Origin of the sequence: Belliella marina, assembly GCF_042682445.1 — a bacterium.
GTDB classification, from domain to species: Bacteria; Bacteroidota; Bacteroidia; order Cytophagales; family Cyclobacteriaceae; genus Belliella; species Belliella marina.
The window spans coordinates 1-18,659 of the sequence record NZ_JBHUHR010000051.1; the positions used below are offsets into that span (position 1 = coordinate 1).

General features: G+C 40.3%; 14 protein-coding genes. 4 read left to right on the plus strand and 10 right to left on the minus strand.

Features of this window, described 5'->3' with window-relative positions; genetic code table 11:
- Nucleotides 1–203 precede the first annotated feature (203 nt).
- From ACFSKL_RS22600 to ACFSKL_RS22610, 3 genes are read right to left on the minus strand one after another with little or no spacing between them, the layout of a single operon-like run.
- A complete protein-coding gene (locus ACFSKL_RS22600) occupies nt 204–809 on the minus strand; it encodes a 3-keto-disaccharide hydrolase (RefSeq protein ID WP_376889611.1) in 606 nt (201 codons plus the stop codon).
- Nucleotides 806–1,567 (minus strand): 3-keto-disaccharide hydrolase, encoded by a 762-nt coding sequence (locus tag ACFSKL_RS22605; RefSeq protein ID WP_376889612.1) that lies wholly within the window; start codon nt 1,565–1,567, stop codon nt 806–808. The genes ACFSKL_RS22600 and ACFSKL_RS22605 overlap by 4 nt, the downstream gene beginning before the upstream one ends.
- Nucleotides 1,568–1,569: 2 nt before the next feature.
- Entirely contained in the window at nt 1,570–2,916 is a 1,347-nt protein-coding gene (locus ACFSKL_RS22610) for a Gfo/Idh/MocA family protein (protein WP_376889613.1), read from the minus strand.
- Nucleotides 2,917–3,109: 193 nt separating this feature from the next.
- On the opposite strand from ACFSKL_RS22610, the gene ACFSKL_RS22615 reads away from it, so the two are divergent.
- Complete coding sequence (locus tag ACFSKL_RS22615) at nt 3,110–4,243, plus strand: DEAD/DEAH box helicase (RefSeq protein WP_376889615.1); 1,134 nt, start codon at nt 3,110–3,112, stop codon at nt 4,241–4,243.
- 214 nt (nt 4,244–4,457) lie between these two features.
- Here ACFSKL_RS22615 and ACFSKL_RS22620 read toward each other — a convergent pair whose 3' ends face one another.
- The 5 genes from ACFSKL_RS22620 to ACFSKL_RS22640 all read right to left on the minus strand — a co-directional run bounded on the left by ACFSKL_RS22620 (nt 4,458) and on the right by ACFSKL_RS22640 (nt 10,156).
- Complete coding sequence (locus tag ACFSKL_RS22620) at nt 4,458–5,453, minus strand: adenosine kinase (RefSeq protein ID WP_376889617.1); 996 nt, start codon at nt 5,451–5,453, stop codon at nt 4,458–4,460.
- 93 nt (nt 5,454–5,546) lie between these two features.
- The gene (locus ACFSKL_RS22625) at nt 5,547–6,713 is read right to left on the minus strand and encodes a hypothetical protein (RefSeq protein WP_376889619.1); all 1,167 of its coding nucleotides are present in this window, start codon (nt 6,711–6,713) and stop codon (nt 5,547–5,549) included.
- Between the two features lie 121 nt (nt 6,714–6,834).
- A complete protein-coding gene (locus ACFSKL_RS22630; protein ID WP_376889621.1) occupies nt 6,835–7,704 on the minus strand; it encodes a glycerophosphodiester phosphodiesterase family protein in 870 nt (289 codons plus the stop codon).
- Between the two features lie 87 nt (nt 7,705–7,791).
- On the minus strand, nt 7,792–9,108 hold the full coding sequence (rimO, locus tag ACFSKL_RS22635; protein WP_376889623.1) for a 30S ribosomal protein S12 methylthiotransferase RimO: 1,317 nt from the start codon (nt 9,106–9,108) through the stop codon (nt 7,792–7,794).
- A 535-nt stretch (nt 9,109–9,643) separates the two neighbouring features.
- On the minus strand, nt 9,644–10,156 hold the full coding sequence (locus tag ACFSKL_RS22640; protein WP_376889625.1) for a helix-turn-helix domain-containing protein: 513 nt from the start codon (nt 10,154–10,156) through the stop codon (nt 9,644–9,646).
- A gap of 168 nt (nt 10,157–10,324) precedes the next feature.
- On the opposite strand from ACFSKL_RS22640, the gene ACFSKL_RS22645 reads away from it, so the two are divergent.
- The 3 genes from ACFSKL_RS22645 (at nt 10,325) to ACFSKL_RS22655 (ending at nt 13,889) form a co-directional block, all read left to right on the plus strand.
- A complete protein-coding gene (locus ACFSKL_RS22645; protein WP_376889627.1) occupies nt 10,325–12,331 on the plus strand; it encodes an alpha-ketoacid dehydrogenase subunit alpha/beta in 2,007 nt (668 codons plus the stop codon).
- A gap of 131 nt (nt 12,332–12,462) precedes the next feature.
- Entirely contained in the window at nt 12,463–13,074 is a 612-nt protein-coding gene (locus tag ACFSKL_RS22650; RefSeq protein ID WP_376889629.1) for a Uma2 family endonuclease, read from the plus strand.
- A 119-nt stretch (nt 13,075–13,193) separates the two neighbouring features.
- Nucleotides 13,194–13,889, plus strand: a complete 696-nt coding sequence (locus tag ACFSKL_RS22655) for a hypothetical protein (protein ID WP_376889631.1) — start codon at nt 13,194–13,196, stop codon at nt 13,887–13,889.
- A gap of 101 nt (nt 13,890–13,990) precedes the next feature.
- Here ACFSKL_RS22655 and ACFSKL_RS22660 read toward each other — a convergent pair whose 3' ends face one another.
- Complete coding sequence (locus ACFSKL_RS22660) at nt 13,991–15,175, minus strand: hypothetical protein (protein WP_376889633.1); 1,185 nt, start codon at nt 15,173–15,175, stop codon at nt 13,991–13,993.
- 356 nt (nt 15,176–15,531) lie between these two features.
- On the minus strand, nt 15,532–18,654 hold the full coding sequence (locus ACFSKL_RS22665) for an efflux RND transporter permease subunit (protein ID WP_376889635.1): 3,123 nt from the start codon (nt 18,652–18,654) through the stop codon (nt 15,532–15,534).
- Between the last annotated feature and the right edge of the window lie 5 nt (nt 18,655–18,659).

Genomic DNA, 18,659 nt, shown 5'->3' on the forward strand with positions numbered 1-18,659 from the left:
CCCTCCCTGTGCTTGTGTGTCAACTTTTCCCCCGTTTGGGATTGCAAAGGTGCAACTTATTCCCAACTTTACAACCACCATTGCCAAAGTATTTTTTGAATCCCACCAAAATACCTGAATACCAAGGAGAAAAAATTTTAAAATAAAAATCGTTCAAGCTATCACAAGCTTGAACGACTCTTAAACAATGTGAGAATATAATTTTAGAGTGGTTTTAACTCTATATTTCTCCAATAAACTTTTATGCCTCCACCATCATGGATTTGGAGCAATATCCCCCCCTCTCCTTGTGCAATCTTATCATCATCAAAATCAACCATCTCTTCTCCGTTCAGATAGGTGGTGATATTACCCTCGTTGACGATAATCTTCATTTGATTCCAATCTCCATATTTCAGCACCTTCTCTTTTTCAGCATCAGGCTTGATCAACCAACCTCTTCCATAGGATTCATAGATACCTCCCGTATGCAAGTCCGGAGGGGCTACTTCCACCTGCCAACCTGAAACGGTAGTCCCATCGACAGTAGACCGAATAAAAACGCCTGAATTTCCATCCGCTTCCTGTTTGAATTCAAGGTTCAATTCAAAGTTTTTGTAATGTTCTTCGGTACCTAGATATCCGTAGGCTTTGTCAGGTCCACTCTCAGAAACCAACAATCCATCTTCTACATACCACTTCTCGGTGCCATAAACAATCCATCCGCTCAAATCCTTTCCATTAAACAATGAAATCTGTCCTTCAGACTTGCAACCAAAGAAAGTCAACAATAGAATAGACAACAAACTGCATTTAACTATATAATTCATAAATTTTTGATTTTAATGTTTTTGAACCAAACTGAACTTCCGTGGTCCTGAAGACCAATCAAACCAGTTTTGGATATGGCATAATCTGGATAATCATCCCATTTGCCACTATTTTTCCTTTTATTCCAATCCTCTGAATAAGGGATAAACTCAACCGTCTTTTTACCATTCAACCAATAGCTTGCACCTTTTTCAGAAAAAATGATCTTTGAAGAATTCCATTCACCAGCAGGTTTTACAGCTCCTTCGAAATCCGGATCATACATTGCGTAATCCGCACCGATCGATTGCCATAATTCCAATTTCTGAGGGAAACCCAATTGATCTATGACCTGGTATTCCGGTGCTGTATAATAAGGTGCTTTGTATTGTTCGCCTTCAACGACATGATAAAACACTCCACTATTGCCTCCTTCACCTATTTTCCAATCAAACTCCAATTCAAATTCAGAAAACTCCATTGCACCAAAAACGATATCTCCACCGATATCTCCACCAAGTCCAAGCCCTTTCAGTGACTCTTCTTCAATCGTCCATCCATCTGGGAATGTATCTCCATTATACGCTCTCCAGCCATCTACATTCTCCCCATCAAACAACAGCATCCATCCAGCTGCCTTTTCCTCCTCAGTCAAAGTGTTGTCCTGCTTTACTTCAAGAGGTTCATTTTCAATAGCCTCGGAAGATTCCGCCTTTTTTTCAGTATTACATGCCATAAAAAGCATGGAAGCTCCCAAATAAAATAATTGCTTTTTCATATTTATACTATTTTCATGTTTATAGGATCCCATTTGATAAATTTGTCTTGAAAATAACTGTCATTACATAATAATGCCGGAGCAGCAGCCCTCAATCCAAAAACAGGATCCTCCGCAACTGTCCCCCCTGTCCTGATTGCATGGAAAAAGTTGCCAAAATGATCATAATGTGCACCTTTATACTTTTTCTCTGCTGCATAGACAGTTTCCCTTGGTGGCAGAATCTTCGCCCTAGTATCACTCTCCCCTCTTAATTTAGCTTGTTCTTTCAAAAATGGGTCTTCATCCATTCCTGCATTCCCATTCATCTTGACTACCACCTCTTCCCATTTCACATCCATGGAACCTTTAGTCCCGACAATCTTCAAATAAGTAGTACCGCTCGTTCCGTCCACAAAATTACACCTTAACGAAAGGTTGAAACCTGGATGCTTTTCCGACTCTGGATAATTGAAAGTCCCCAAAAGTATATCTGGCACCTCTCTACCATCTTTCCAATACCTCAATCCACCCATAGCGGATACTTTGTCCGGTCCGTAGGAATCTGTGATAAAATGCAAGCTCGAAAACAAATGCACAAACAAATCACCAGACATCCCTGTACCATAATCCAAATAGTTTCTCCATCTAAAAAACCTCAATGGATCCCAAGGTTTCTTTTCTGTATTTGATATAAACTTATCCCAATCTACAGTTTGTTGGTTTCCGTCATTGGGAATATTATACTGCCAAGCACCTTCGGGCGAATGTCTTGCCCAAAAACCCTCAGCGTAGACAATGTCTCCAATGGCACCAGAAGCCAACAGCTCCTTGGCTTTTTCATTTCCCAATGAAGAAACCCCTTGGCTACCAATCAGCATTACTTTGCCCGATTTTTTCCATGCTGCAACTACATCGGCCCCTTCTTTCACTGAATGCACCATCGGTTTTTCGCAGTAAACATGCTTTCCTGCGGCAAGGGCATCAATACTTATTTGCTTGTGCCAATGATCCGGAGTGGCTATCAAGACTGCATCAATGTCATTTCTTTTAAGAATTTCCTTGTAATCCTTGGTAAGAAACAGCTCATTGCCCCATTTCTTTTTTGCATCCTCCAATCTTCCTTGATACAGGTCGCATACCGCATTGATTTTAACATTCGGATGCATCAATGCCGTCTGCATGTCTTGAACCCCCATGATCCCAGCACCTATCAAAGCCAGGCGAATCTCCTTATCACCATCGAGTTGGTTAATTCTTGACATGAATTCTTTCGATGGACTTTCTTCCGCCAAAGCCATGGGAGTAATTGCAGCTGCTACTCCTGTCATTCCTATTTTCTTGAGAAAATGCCTGCGATTGTTTTTCATTTATTTAATTGTTTCAGGTTTGTTATTATATCAGGATCAAAAGTTAATTAATATTTTTAATAAAGTTTATTCAATTCAATAAAAATATTACAAACGGAGTGATTAATTTGTCATTCCCATTTCCTTTTACGCAGAGATTCGAAAATACATTCCTAAAAATAAAGCCTACATTTGTATTAAATTAAAAAGAAACATGAAATTTTCAGACCTAGGTTTATCTCCAAAACTTGTGGAAGCCATCGATAAGGCAAATTATGAAAACCCTTACCCTATCCAAATAGAGGCAATCCCTGCCATTCTCCAAAAGAGGGATGTATTGGGGATAGCGCAAACAGGTTCTGGGAAGACGGCTTCCTATATCCTGCCAATTTTGGAATCCATCCAGCAAAAGGATATCAATAAAAGCAGAAGTATTCCTGTCTTGATCATTGTACCTACGAGGGAATTGGCTGCACAAGTAGAAGAAGTAATCCGGATATTCAGTGAGTATTTGCCTAGAAAAGTAAAAAGCATGGCTGTTTTTGGTGGTGTATCCATCAATCCCCAAATGATGAAGTTAAATGGTACCGACATTTTAGTTGCCACTCCGGGAAGATTACTGGACTTACTTTCCAAAAATGCCATTTCACTAGCTGACCTTAGCACACTTGTCCTTGATGAGGCAGACAAAGTATTGAATTTGGGATTCAAGGAAGAAATTGACGAGATCTTATCCCGTCTGCCAAAAGATAGACAAAACATACTCTTCTCGGCGACAATGGAAGATTCTGTGGCATTGCTGATTGATAAGTTATTAAAAAACCCACTCAAAATAGACATAAAATCCGAAGAAGTCACCCCAGATCTGATTTCCCAATCAGCCTACTTGGTGTCGCAGGAAAGAAAAGGACCTCTTCTGAGACATTTGATTCAGGAAGGGGATTGGAACCAGGTTTTGGTTTTCACATCTTCAATCAGGGCAGCCGACAACTTGACGGCCAAACTGAACAAAAATGGAATTCAGGCAATGGCTTTTCATGGTGATAAAAGTCAGGGAGGCAGAACTGAAGCATTGAAGCAATTCAAGGGCGGGACACTTCGCGTACTTGTGGCTACAGATTTGGCAGCTAGGGGAATTGACATCAAGTTCTTGCCATATGTGGTAAACTTCGAATTGCCAAGATCTCCAAAAGATTACATCCATAGAATAGGCAGGACTGGAAGGGCAGGCTCCGAAGGGGAAGCCATTTCACTTATCACAGAGGAAGATCGACATCATTTCAAAGTGATCCAGAAAAAAATGAAAAGATGGGTAGAACTGATAGATTCAGGCAATATTGATTTTTGATTATCCGCAATTATACCAGTAAGGTAATTTATAAATATTAATAGGCGGATAAACGTTATTTACGCCAAGGCGCACAAGAGTTATTGGTCGATCAGTTACTATAATATACTTATGGTATTGGAAACTAGCATTTGTTTGGCTATCGAAATGAAAGCGGATAATCCTATAAAAAAGTCCCCTCCGAATTTAAATTTGGAGGGACTTTTTTTGATTTTTAAGGATTCAATTTAGACAAAATATCTTTGGCTTCGTGCCATTTCAACCTCGGACCAAATTGGCTGACGATCTTTGAACTTGCCATGGATGCCAGTTTACCACTTGACGCATAAGAATGCCCGTTGGTGATTCCATACATAAATGCCCCTGCAAACATATCTCCAGCCCCATTACTATCAATAGCAGTCGTAGCATAAGGCTCTATATCTATAAATGTATCTCCATCATAGATCATAGCCCCATTTTTACCTTGGGTTATGACAAAGTGCTTGGCCACTTTTTTGAGCTCTTCCCTTGCTTCTTTCAGATTATCCTTTCCAGTATAGAGCATCGCCTCTTCTTCATTGGCAAACAGCATGTCGACACTATGGCCAATCACATCATCGAATGCTCCTTTGAAGTATTTGACCATTGCTGGGTCAGAAAATGTAATGGCTACCTTCACCCCATTCTCCTCAGCAATTTTTTTGGCATGACGCATGGCTGACTTTCCGTTTTCCGATGTCACCAAGTATCCTTCTATGTACAAATACTTGGAATCTTTGATTGCAGATTCATTGACATCTGAAGTGGAATAGGTCTGGGTTATCCCCAAAAATGTATTCATTGTACGCTCGGCATCTTCAGTGACCATTACGAGACATTTCCCCGTAATCCCCTCTTCCAGTTTGTCAGGATTCAAATTGTTATCCACTCCCGCTTCCTTCATGTCTGCCACGAAGAATTTTCCCAATTCATCATTTGCTACCTTACATGAATAGTATGATTTGCCTCCAAATTGGCTGACAGCTATCACGGTATTGGCAGCCGAGCCTCCACATTGTTTTTTCGTCTCCACTGTATTGATCACTTGCATGAGTTCGTTCTGACGCTCTTCATCTACCAAAGTCATCAAGCCCTTTTCTACCTGGTGATCTGCAAAAAACTGATCCTTCACTTTAAATTCAATATCTACCAAGGCATTTCCTATGCCCGTCACATCATATTTTTTCATTCTTCTTTAATTTTACCGATTTATGTATCTACTTCTCTGTTCAGTTTCACAGAGCTTTATTGAATTTTCACTTATCCTGCACAATCTTAAACCCTACTCAAAAATGGGATGCCTTTCAAATGGCTTATCTCTATCAAATAAATATCTGTAGGTATGGTGTGTCTTATAGATCTCTGCATTGAGCTGCTCACATACCCGCATCATCTTGGGATTGAAATCGCCAATCCAGTTCATCTCTATAGTCTTATATGGAAATGAATCATGTCTTGCAAACTTCTCATTGTAAGCCATAATCATGGCACTTTCCACGCCTTTTCCCTGATACTCTGGGACTACGCCAAATACCAATCCAAGCATTTTGTTCGGTGGATTGAAAATTTTGTTCCAAACGAACTTCAGCTTGCCCATCAGGTCCATTTTTCCATCCACATATTTAAAAAGCTGGTTGATTTCCGGAATATTGATAAAAAAGGAAATCGGCTCTCCATTTTTGAAACCGAAATAAATCAATCTACCGTCTATAATCGGCTTCATCTTCCCAAACATCAATTGTGTTTCCCTCAGCGTAAGGCTTTTCCCCATGTGCCTGGCCCATGCCTTATTATAGACAGTCATAAAATATTCAGGGACTTTTTCGGAAAGCTCTTTTCCCTTCATATGCCTGAATTCAAAATCTGAATCCCCAAGGATTTTGTTTGCCCTATCTATCATTTTGGGATCAAACCCAACCCCCTGCACAGGACGCATATAGGTGAACTGTTTGAAGTAAATCTGGAAACCATATGCTTCAAAAAAATCTTTATAGTAAGCAAAATTCCATGGCATATTATAGTTAGGCGGCGAAAAACCTTGCACCAACAATCCCCACCACTTGTCCCTCTCTCCAAAATTGATGGGACCATCCATGGCTTCCATCCCGTGTTCATACAGCCAATTTTTGGCTGTGTCCATCAATAAAAATGCAGCTTTTCGATCATTTACACACTCGAAAAAGCCCATCCCTCCGGTTGGTTGCTTCTCTTTGGACTTTGGGTTTACAAAAGCCGCTACCCTACCGATCGTCTCGCCACTTGCATTATGAAGCAGCCATCTACAAGCTTTCGCTCCTGATTTGAACAATTTGTTGGTTTCGGGATGAAACAACCCTTCAATATCCTTATCCAATGGCCTAATCCAATTAGGTTCGTTTTTATACAACCTGACGGCCATTTCCAAAAACTCTTTTTGATCTGATGGACTGTTTACTTCAATAATCTTCATGCTTAGCTTTTGATTAAGAAGCCAAAAATAAGGATATAATCTTAAAGTCCGAACCTTCTACAAAAGTGAAAAGCCACAGAATCAAATAAATTGATTCTGTGGCAAAAAAAACATAATAGAATTATTGCTTTGGGGCCAAATTGGGGAAATCGGTGATGATGCCATCTACCCCCATATCAAGAAGATCTTGCATTTGCTCGGTGGTATTGACTGTCCAAGGGACTATTTTCATCCCTTTTTGGTGCAATTCCCCGACGGCCTCTTTGGTAAGGGCCACAAAATAGGGAGAGTATATCTTGGGCTGAAACCCAAGTTCATCCAACTGGGACTGGAATTTGGTAGGATCCGTAACAAGCATCGCCAAGGTTACATTCGGATATTTTTGATGGATGTATTTCAAAACCCGAAAATCAAATGATTGGATATTTACCCTATCCCAAGTCATATTTGAATCTATCAATTCATAAACCATATCAGAAAATTCTTCCGGAACAGGATGGTAAGTACCATCACCATTTGGACTGCTTTTGATCTCAATATTATAATTTGGCAATGGCAAATCATGATCAGTCACATATTTCTCCACTACTTCAAAAAGATCCTTCAACTTGGGTTTGGTTACGTGGAATTTCACTTGCAGGGGGAAGCCTGAATGGAATTTGGAACCTGCATCATATTGTTTCATTTCCACAAAAGTCATCTGATAAATATTATGGCTCTTATCCCCTTCCGAAATCTCTTCCCCTTCAGGTGTCAGGCAAATCAGGGGATTCATATAGGGTTCGTGGGACACGATGATCTCACCATCTTTTGTCACCGCCAAATCCAACTCAAGTGTCGTCACACCCAAATCCAATGCTTTGATCATAGCAGGGATGGTGTTTTCGGGCATCAAACCTCTAGCTCCTCGGTGACCTTGGAGATCATAGGAAAATTGGGCTTTTCCAATCATGGGCATTACAACTAAAGCAAGAAGGAAAATCTTTTTCATCTTTTTTTCTTTGCAAATTACACTTTCTACAAAAACAAAAAACCATCACAATATGATTAAATTGTGATGGTTTCTTAAACTTAACATTTACGAATCCTTAACATCTCCGTACAAATCAAACTCTGTAGCGTCTGTGATTTTGACATCAACAAAATCCCCTACCCTACAATAATGCTTAGAAGCATCTATCAGGACTTCATTGTCAACTTCCACTGAATCGTATTCAGTTCTTCCGACAAAATGCCCCGCTTCTTTTTTATCAATCAATACTTTAAATGTCTTGCCAATTTTCTCTTGGTTGAGATCATAGGAAATCTGTTCCTGAATCCCCATCAAGTGATTGGCTCTGGCTTGCTTTTCCTCTTGCGGGATGATATCCTCCATAGACCCAGCGTGTGTATTCTCTTCATGAGAATAAGTAAACACTCCCAAGCGCTCAAATTTCATCCTTTCTACGAAGTCAACCATCTCTTGGTATTCCGCTTCTCCTTCACCTGGATGCCCAGCTATCAGAGTAGTCCTGATGGCTATATCCGGCATCACATCCCTGATGGAATGGATCAGCTCCTCCTGCTTTTCCCGAGTAGTCCCGCGGCGCATCGTTTTCAATACCGAAGTAGATCCGTGCTGCAATGGAATATCCAAATAGTTACAGATGTTTGGCCTTTCCTTCATCACATCGATGACGTCCATCGGGAATCCTGTCGGATAAGCATAATGTAGTCTAATCCAATCTATGCCGTTTACATCTGAAAGCGCGCGCATCAAATCTGCCAACCTTCTTTTTTTATATAGATCCAAGCCGTAATATGTCGAATCCTGTGCTATCAAAAGCAACTCTTTTGTTCCATTGGCTGCTTTATGCTCCGCTTCTTTGACCAAATCCTCTATAGATCTGGAAATATGGCCTCCTCGCATCAATGGAATCGCACAAAAAGAACAAGGTCTATCACAACCTTCCGAGATTTTCATATAAGCATAATGCGAAGAATGAGTCAACAAACGCTCCCCAACAAGTTCATGCTTATAATCCGCCTTGAATTTTTTCAAAATAGCCGGCAAATCCCTCGTTCCAAAAAATGCATCGACTTGAGGGATTTCTTTTTCCAAATCATCTTTGTAGCGCTGAGACAAGCAACCTGTCACATAAACCTTATCTACCAAACCTTGTTCCTTGGCGTCTACATATTGCAAAATCGTATCTATGGATTCCTGTTTTGCATTGTCTATAAATCCACAGGTATTGATGATGATGATATTATTATCGTCTTTATCGGATTCATGGCTGGCATTGATGCCATTCCCTTTGAGTTGTGTCAAGAGCACTTCAGAGTCTACCAGATTCTTGGAACAACCCATTGTGATGATATTGACTTTATCTTTTTTTAATGTTCTCGCTTTCACAGATTTCTTACTTTGGGGCAAAGGTAAGGAAATTTTACGCAGATGTCTGCTTTGGGAGATCAAGGGATTGAAAATCTGCATTTCTTTCTACCCAAGACATTATTCAAACAAAATATCCACAATATTTTAAGTGGCTGCCGGTATGAAAGCGAATACACATGTAAATATTATCTGAATATTAACAATCTTAGATTTAATGTGCTTTTAATTAAAGTATACTTAATGATTTATTTGCTTTTGGCGGATAGATTCTTTCTACATTTGAACTCGTACAGCAAACGAACATTTTTTCAACTCCTTGCATTACTTTTTAGCGTCGATGCGAATCGACGCTTTTGCTTTTTTTCTTAATGTACAAAGTATAAAGAATCTGAATCAAACATTCACCCCAATAGTCTCTAAGTGTCCAAACATCTTTCAACACCGAAATCGTCAGGACAAGCCCATTCATGCTTATAACAATTCTCAAATCCTTAAAACTTTGTGACTCTGTAGATCCCTTCTAATTTTTCATCCTTAGTAATTCCCAATCCCTCTACTTCCAACCTTCGGGGCTTTTTTTGATCAATTTTTTGTAATCCGAAGGGGTCATTCCTGTCACTTTCTTGAATTGGGATGAAAGGTGCTGAACAGAGCTGTAGTCTAGTTTGTAAGAAATCTCACTCAGGGTCATCTCCTCATAAAACAGCAATTCTTTAACCTTATCAATTTTTTGGGAAATAAAAAACTTCTCAATGGTCACCCCTTCCATGCTGCTAAAAAGATGGCTGAGCATGCTGTAATCTTCATTGATTTTTGACCTGATGAATTCAGATAAATTCATCCCACTTGGAATTTCTTCCTTTTGAAGCAATTGACGGAGGCTGGTTTTTATTTTTTCTATTTTTTTGACATCCTTATCTTTGAGGATTTCAAAACCCATCTTATCCAAACCTTCTTCCAAAGATATCCAATCACTTTTACTGGGCTTTTCCAACAAAAAGACTTTGCCCAATACCACCTTATCAAATGCAATATGCTTATCGTAAAGCAGATTTTCTACCGCCATGATACAGCGGGGACAGACCATATTTTTTATTTGGAGTTCTTCCACATGTCTAATTTACATAAAGATTTCAATTCCGTGGATATCAAACCACAAATCCTCAAAATAACTTTTTGCTATATGGTGGATTGAAAAGAAAATTATATTTTGGTAGTCTCAAAAGAACTCAAGATGACCAGAGAAATTTTAAGCACTACCCCCGTGATTTTTAAGAAAGGAAAACATAGCGATGCCACTTTGCTCCAACTGTACAGGTCATTGCTTGTCCCAAGGAAAATAGAAGAAAAAATGCTGGTACTTCTAAGGCAGGGGAAGATCACCAAATGGTTTAGCGGTTGGGGTCAGGAAGCCATCTCAATAGGGGTAGTAGAAGCTTTGGCAAATGACGAATTCATTCTCCCCATGCATAGAAACCTTGGAATCTTTACTGGAAGAAAAATCCCACTTGAGCGACTTTTCGCACAGTTCCAAGGTAAGAAATCAGGTTTTACGAAAGGTAGAGATCGTTCTTTCCACTTTGGGAGCAGAGAACACCACATTGTCGGAATGATTTCACACTTGGGGCCTCAATTGGCCATCGCTGATGGAATCGCATTGGCGCATAGGCTATCCAATGAGCGCAAAGTCACACTTGTCTTCACAGGGGACGGAGCGAGTTCTGAGGGAGATTTTCATGAAGGCTTGAATGTGGCTGCAGTTTGGAAACTCCCTGTGATTTTCGTGGTAGAGCACAATGGTTATGGATTGAGCACACCGAGTGAAGAGCAGTTTGCTTTCAAATATTTTACGGAAAAAGGGCCAGGCTATGGAATGGAAACTATCAGGGTAGATGGCAACAATGTGCTAGAAATGTATGACTGCATCAAGAAACTCTCAAAAGACATCAGAAAAAATCCGAGACCTGTTTTGGTAGAAGCCATCACTTTCAGAATGCGGGGACATGAGGAGGCTTCGGGCACCAAATATGTACCAAAAGAGTTGATGGAGACTTGGTCACTCAAAGATCCCGTTGAAAATTATGAGAGGTTTTTGCTGGAATCCGGGATTTTGAATGAAGTGGAAAAGGTGAAAATGATTGCTGAAATCAAATCAGAAATCAATCAAGCCTTGGATATCGCTTTCGCAGAAGAAGCTGTACAGCCAAATAGCGATGAGGAATTGAGAGATCTGTTTTACCCATTTGAACAGATCATTACCAATCCATTAAGTGATAAGAAAACAGAAAAAAGATTTATTGACGCCATTTCGGATGGTTTGAGTCAATCTATGGACAAATATCCCAATCTTATCCTGATGGGGCAAGACATTGGGGAATATGGCGGGGCATTCAAAATCACCGATGGCTTCAAAGCCAAGTTTGGTTCTGACAGAGTTAGAAACACCCCACTTTGCGAAAGTGCCATTATCGGTGCAGGTTTGGGACTTTCGATCCAAGGTTACAAAGCCATGGTGGAAATGCAGTTCGGGGATTTTGTCTCTGTAGGATTCAACCAAATCGTAAACAACCTCGCCAAGATCCATTATCGTTGGGGGCAAAATGCAGATGTGGTCATCCGCATGCCAACTGGAGCAGGTGTCGCTGCTGGCCCATTCCATTCACAATCCAATGAAGCTTGGTTTTTCCACACACCAGGCTTGAAGATTGTCTACCCTTCCAGTCCTTATGATGCCAAAGGGCTGCTCAATGCTGCCTTGGAAGACCCGAATCCTTACCTATACTTTGAGCACAAAGCACTGTATCGATCGCTGTCAGAAGAAATTCCTGATGATTACTATACTCTAGAAATTGGAAAAGCCAAATTGGTAGCAGAAGGTCAAGAGCTTTCCATCATCACTTATGGCATGGGGGTACATTGGGCGAAAGCGGCAGTAGAAGAAATGGGGATTGATGCTGATATCCTTGATTTGAGAACATTACTTCCTTGGGATGTAGAAGCTGTCAAAGCAACTGTTCAAAAAACGGGAAGAGTGATCTTCCTACAAGAGGATTGTTTGACTGGAGGAATAGGTGGGGAAATTTGCGCTTGGATTTCTGAACATTGTTTTGAAATGCTGGATGCGCCTGTAATGCGGGAAGGAAGTTTGGACACTCCGGTTCCTTTTGCGCCAAGTTTGGAGAAAAACTTTCTTCCTGTAGATAGGTTCAAGGAAAAATTATTGAAGCTTAGGAGCTATTGATGGAGAGAAGCGAGAAGCTAGACAGACTTTGCGAACTTTGCTCCTTTGCTGTGCTTTGCGAGAGACCGAGAGAGTAACAAACGCCTGAAAAGATTCTTCCTTATTCATCTTATTTTTAATAAATTAGCTTTATGGAAGCGAAAGATGAAAAAAACATCGTGAATGAACCTTACACTGCATATGGATCATATTCTTATGCCGATTACCTATCATGGGACTTGGAGGAAATGGTAGAATTGATCAAAGGGAAAATATTCAAACAGGCAGCTGCACCAAGAAGAATCCACCAGGAAGTCAGTTTTAAAGTCGCTAGAATAATCGCCGATTTTTTGGAAGGAAAAAAATGCAAAACTTTCATTGCACCTTTTGATGTAAGGCTTCCTGTACAGTCAAAAAAGAATGAAGACATTTATACCGTCGTCCAACCTGACATCTGCGTCATCTGCGATTTGGAAAAACTGGACGAAATGGGTTGTGTAGGTGCACCAGACTTGATTATAGAAATACTCTCTCCGGGCAACAACCAAAAAGAGTTGATCAACAAATATGAGGTCTATGAAGAAAGTGGTGTCAAGGAATATTGGATTATCCATCCTACAGAACAGACAGTGATGATGTACTTTTTGATTGATGGCAAATTTCAGCCTTCCAGACTTTTTACAGTTGGCCACAAAATCAAATCCTCTGTCATTGACGGTTTCGAATTGGAGCTTGAAAAGGTTTTTGAGGGGTTGGAGTATTAACAAGGTCATTTGATAAATCAACCTTACCGTTTATCCCAAACAATATTTTGCTTGCTTTAAAGAAACTGAAAACACTATAACCAAAGTGCCGTATAAAAAACTTAGACAATTAAGGCACTATGAAAAAAATTCTCTTGATATGCATCCTGTTTTGTTCTCTTCAACCCACAAAAGCCCAAGACTTCCTGTGGGGGCTTCAGCTGAAAAGCGGTATTGCCACCCAAGATTTTTATGAGGAATCAGGAAGGTTAGTTGTCCCTGAACTGGCATTCTTCACCAATTACCAAGTCCCAAAATTACCCATCGAAATAGGCTTGAGCCTTGGATATGGCTTGTATGGAACTCAGTTGGAAAAAAGGGATGACCTTTATGTAGGCTTCAGTGATGAACTTAGATTGAGAAGAAACAATAATACACTAAGTATGGCAGGTGTCTTTAGGTTTTTCCCACAAGTATATGGCAAGGTTTTCCCATTTGTAGAAGCCCAAATGGGTGCTTTGTATAGCTATACAAGATTCAAAATCAGGGAAACTGTATCATCTGATCCTATAGAAGAAGAGAGGGATATGGGGAACTGGGCAAGGATGAGCCAGCTTGGTGGTGGGGTATTGATACCAATGGGCAAGTCCAATGCAAATCTTGAGCTGCGTCTGATGTACCAAAACACCGGGAGATTGGAATATCTCACAAAAGGCGATGTCTCTTTTATTCCTGATCCCGATGGGGAGGTCAATGGTGTTTTTGAGTATGATGTAAAAAGATCTACTTTCAACATGATCCAGCCATCCATTGGAATAAGTTTCTATTTTGAGTAGATTTTTTTGGCATAGAGTTTGAAAAAGATAATCTGAATCTAAACCAACTATACATATACAAAAACGGCCGAGAAATAATTTTCTTGGCCGTTTTATTTTGATCAATCTTTGATCTTTACTTTGTAGAACACATTGTAATCCCGCTCCACCTCCGGATTGACATTGTCATTGATATAGATCACGCCATTCTTATCCAAAAACTCCACAGTTCCATTGACAGGCAATTCATTGATTATCCCAACTTGTTTTCCATTTTTGACAAGGATAAAATATGGCTTCACATACTGCTTTGTCGCTTCTCTGTATTCAGGCGTGTTAAAATACTGTTCCTGTATTGCTCTCAACTCACTAATTTTAGATTCCGGGATAGTGGAGAAAAACTGAACCAAACAATATTCCCCTGCAAAAAGCACATTACTAAAAGCAGGGTAATCGCTGTAGCCGGCAGTGCCATCTGATGCTACAGTCGGGGCATTTTGGGGTCTATTGGGGTGTTCCAACTGAATATCCTCCCGCAGCTTGACCTCTTCATCCACATCATAGATAAACAACTGAGACCCTTGCAGTGGCAACAAGGCGTAGGATTTTTTGGTATCATGGAGCGAAACGAAGGCTATCAAATTCCCCACGTAGCGTTGGTTCGCCCTAGGCTCCCAACTGGCAGGAAATGATTCCAGGATCTCATTTTCTTCCGAATCCATGTTGTATCTATAGATCGAACTGATTTTGTCATAAAACCCAGCTCCCAAAACCTTGGGATCCATTTCTTCATTGGAAAAGAAATTTAGCTCTTCCCCAATCATCATCATCTGTCCATTTTCCATGTATGGATGAAATGTAGTCCTGCTTTTGTATATAGATATTCTATATAATTCCTTGGCGTTGTAGGGTATTTTCCTGATTTGCTTTCCTTCCAGATCATATACAAAATAAGAAGTAAAAAGACCTTGGGCAACAAAACGATCCCCTCCCAAAAATTTATATCCAAAAGCCCCATTCCTTCCAACGCCATTAGGGCCATCTTCGGCCAAAGCAAACTCATTCAATTTCTCCCCCTTCAAATCCGTCAACAGTACATTTCTGTTTTTGCCAACCAGCAAAACTTTTTCAGACTCCAAGTTGACATCTTGAAGCTGGAGTGGGGAAAGTTCATCCACAACCAAAGAGTCTATCAACTCCAACGCCACCTCTTCAAATGGATCGGATGAATCTCTATGGTTATCAGAAGAACAATTGCAAAAAAACAAGGATGCCGTTAAAGCAAGTATCAGGGAAAGGTTTCTCATAATGAATTTAAACTAAAACGAAATATTTACATCTACACCGGCAAGTTTTCGATGACCTGATTGCTTCCCCTGGCTTCGTTAAACCAAAACCCCACCATTGTTTGAAGCCTTATATCAACCACCTGTCCCCCACCGGTACAAATGCAAACAGTAAAACAAACTTAAACTATATGTTAGTGGAAAAACATGGAGGATATATGACCAAAACAAAAAAGATTCGGTTGAAGTCGAATCCTTTTTTATTGTCTTTAAAATTTGGCTCTTTTCTAATGCCCACTAACATCCAATATCCATTCGGTTTTAGCACCATCGAAATTCCAGATTATCATTCACTTTAAATAAACAGAAGTTCTTTATTAAACTTTCGCCTTTCTAACCTTCCTCCACAAAAACACCGGCAAGCCCAAAAACACCCCCACAACACTAAAGACCAATCCGCCAATTGTACCAATCGCCAATGAGAACCAGAACACCTCATTTTGACCTTCGATGACAAATGGGATCAATCCAAAACAGGTAGACAAAATTGTGAGCATAATTGGGATTGCCTTCCCTGCTGCTGACTTGATGACATTTCTGTTGTAATTGATCACAGTAACCGATGTCCTATTGTTCAGGTCATTGACAATGAAAATAGCGGCATTCACAGCCAGCCCACCAAGCATCACAAAAGCTGCCCAACCCCCTTGGTCATAATAGAAATCGAAAAGGGAGAAAATCAAAAACAACCCAATAAATGAAAGCGGAATGATGGCAATGATATAAAATGGCTGTCTTAGGTTTTCAAAAAGCACAGCCGTGATAAAGAAAACACCAATAATCAAAATCCCCATCAACCCATACTGTCTTTTGGCTTTTCCATATCCCCATGACCATGTTTGTTTGCTGGCAGAATAGCCTATTGGCATAGAAGTCTTCATCTCTTCCAACACCTCGTCCAAATATTCCTCTCCAAATTTCCTCGAACCCATGTACTCAAAGGCTACAGACCTGATGTATTGCCTATCTTCCTTGTGGAGTGCATTGGTCGTAAACTCTTTGTTGAGCGTACCAAAATTACTGACCTTGAAGATATTGTCTTCACCAGTAATCAAACTGTTCTCTTCCAAATCAAACTTTGAAAATCTATCAGAATTATTTTCCCGAACCATGACGGAATAATTTTTCTCATCAAGTGCCACAGAGGCTGAGGGATTTCTGGGTTTGGACACATCATTTAGGGAATTGATCAATTGGTATTGGTTGATCCCCCCCAAAGCCAAGCTGGATTGATCCAACCTCAATACATATTCTTCTGTTTTGGAATCGTTATAGCTCAGTCTTTCATTGGTATTTACCTCTTGGATCCGTTTATGTTTAAGAAGTTTTTCCGCCAATCTTTCAGATTGTTTTTCCAATTCATCAAAATTATACCCTTTCATCGTCACTTTAAAAGACGGAATACCTTCTCCTCCACCACCAGTAGAGAAGCCCTGTCCCACACCGTATATACTCCATCTGGCACCAGACCAATCTGTGGACTTGACAGATAGTCTTCCTTTCAACTGATAAGGCAATGCAGACTTCTCATAAGCTTCTTTGAAGGTGATGGTAATGTTGGCATATTGGCCCGATTGGACAGAAGTGACGAACTGATCAATCCCCTCCACACCTTTCAGAAAGACTTCAAATTCCCGCATGATAAAATCCATTTGGTCAAGGGTATTTCCAAATGGCAACCTGGCGGTTACATATAATCTGGTTTTTTCAGCTTCCCTGTAGGCAGATTTTTCATAAACCCCTCTCACGAACATTCTCAACGATCCCCCAAGGGCCTTGTCCACATAAGGTCTGATCTCTTCTTGATAAAGTGTCGATCCGACGGTCTTGTTATACCACTCCTGTCCTTCCCATTTGGCAGGCATCAGGAACACTGGGATACCAAACAGCAATACCAGAAGCGTAACGAAAGTCTTTCTGTATTTCGCTGTAAATGCTATACTTTTACTATATACCCTGAATGCTTTTACCCTTTTCCGTAGCTGTGACCTTGTGAGTTCCCTGCCTTTTTCACCTTTTTCCCCAAACAGCACTTCATACATGGCAGGAGTAAACAGCAAGGCCACCACCAAAGACACCCCCAACATCGTAGCTACCACAATAGAAAATTCAGTCAGGTTCTTTCTATCTTCTTCCGGTAAGAAAAATACGATCATCAAGGCTGCTATGGTCGTCAATGAAGCGGCCAAAAGTGCCAAAAATACCTTTCTGTTTCTATGCTTGTGCAAATGATCAATCATGATGATCGCATTGTCCACAATCAAACCAAAGGAAATCGTCAATCCAGCCAATGAATACATGTGGATATCCACTTTGAGAAAATAGAGGATGATCCCAGTCACACTTAAATTGACCACAATCCCCATAAAAAGAATACTGAGGTACCTGAGGTTTCGGTTGATGATGAAAATAAATACAATCAATATCAAAATCGACAAACCCGATCGCTTATAGATTTTTTTCAGTTCCTTTTCTAAAAATTCCGTATCGTCATTCTCTAACCTTACATCAAAACCAGCTGGCAAAAGTGGTTTGGAATCTTCTATGGCCTTTTTGATGTTTTGCGCCAGAATCACCTTATTTACCCCATCCCTATTGTATATAGATAGTGTTACGGAATTATTTCCGTTGATTCGGTAATAGTTATTGGCTTCCGCTTCTTCGAGTGTCAATTTTGCTACATCCTTCAAAAAAATTTCACTCCCATCTTTTGTCGTCAAAAGCAGGTTTTCGATTTGATCCATCGTTGACAAAGACCTGTCAACTTGGATAAAAAGGGTTTCCCCTCTATTATTCACAAGTGAACCGGGGTAATTCCTGCCAAATGCCGACGAAATTGCTGAACTTAAACTGGATCTTGATAGATTTAAAGCCTGCAACTTTTTGATATCATAACTTACGAATAACTGCAAGTCATTCGCTCCCCGGACACTGACCTCTTCTATCTCTTCAAATCTGTTGAGTGAGGATTTGAGTACATCTTCTGCTATCTTTTTGATTTCAAATGAAGCAAAAGGGCCATTGACACTGTAAGTCAGAATAGGTGTTTTTTGATCAGAACGACTTGCTTGACTTTGGGACACTTGAGGATAACTGACATTCGGGTCCAAAGAAGGATATATCTGGCGGATTATCGAGGCGACTTCAAACTTCTTGAACTCCATATCAGTCTCCTTGTCAAACCGAAGGGTAATAGACCCTCCATTATAATTGGAGACTGAGTTGACTTTCTTCAGTTCAGCTAGTTGGGACAATGCCCCTTCAAGCGGTGATGTAGCGAGTTTTTCTACCAACTCAGGAGAAGAACTCGCCACACTGTAGCCTATCGAAAGAATAGGCTGCTTCTCTTTGGGGTTGAGATCAACGGATAGCTTCGGCACCAAAGCAAACCCAATAATGGCCAAAACAATAAACGAAATGATAATTCTAAATGGAGTCATACCTG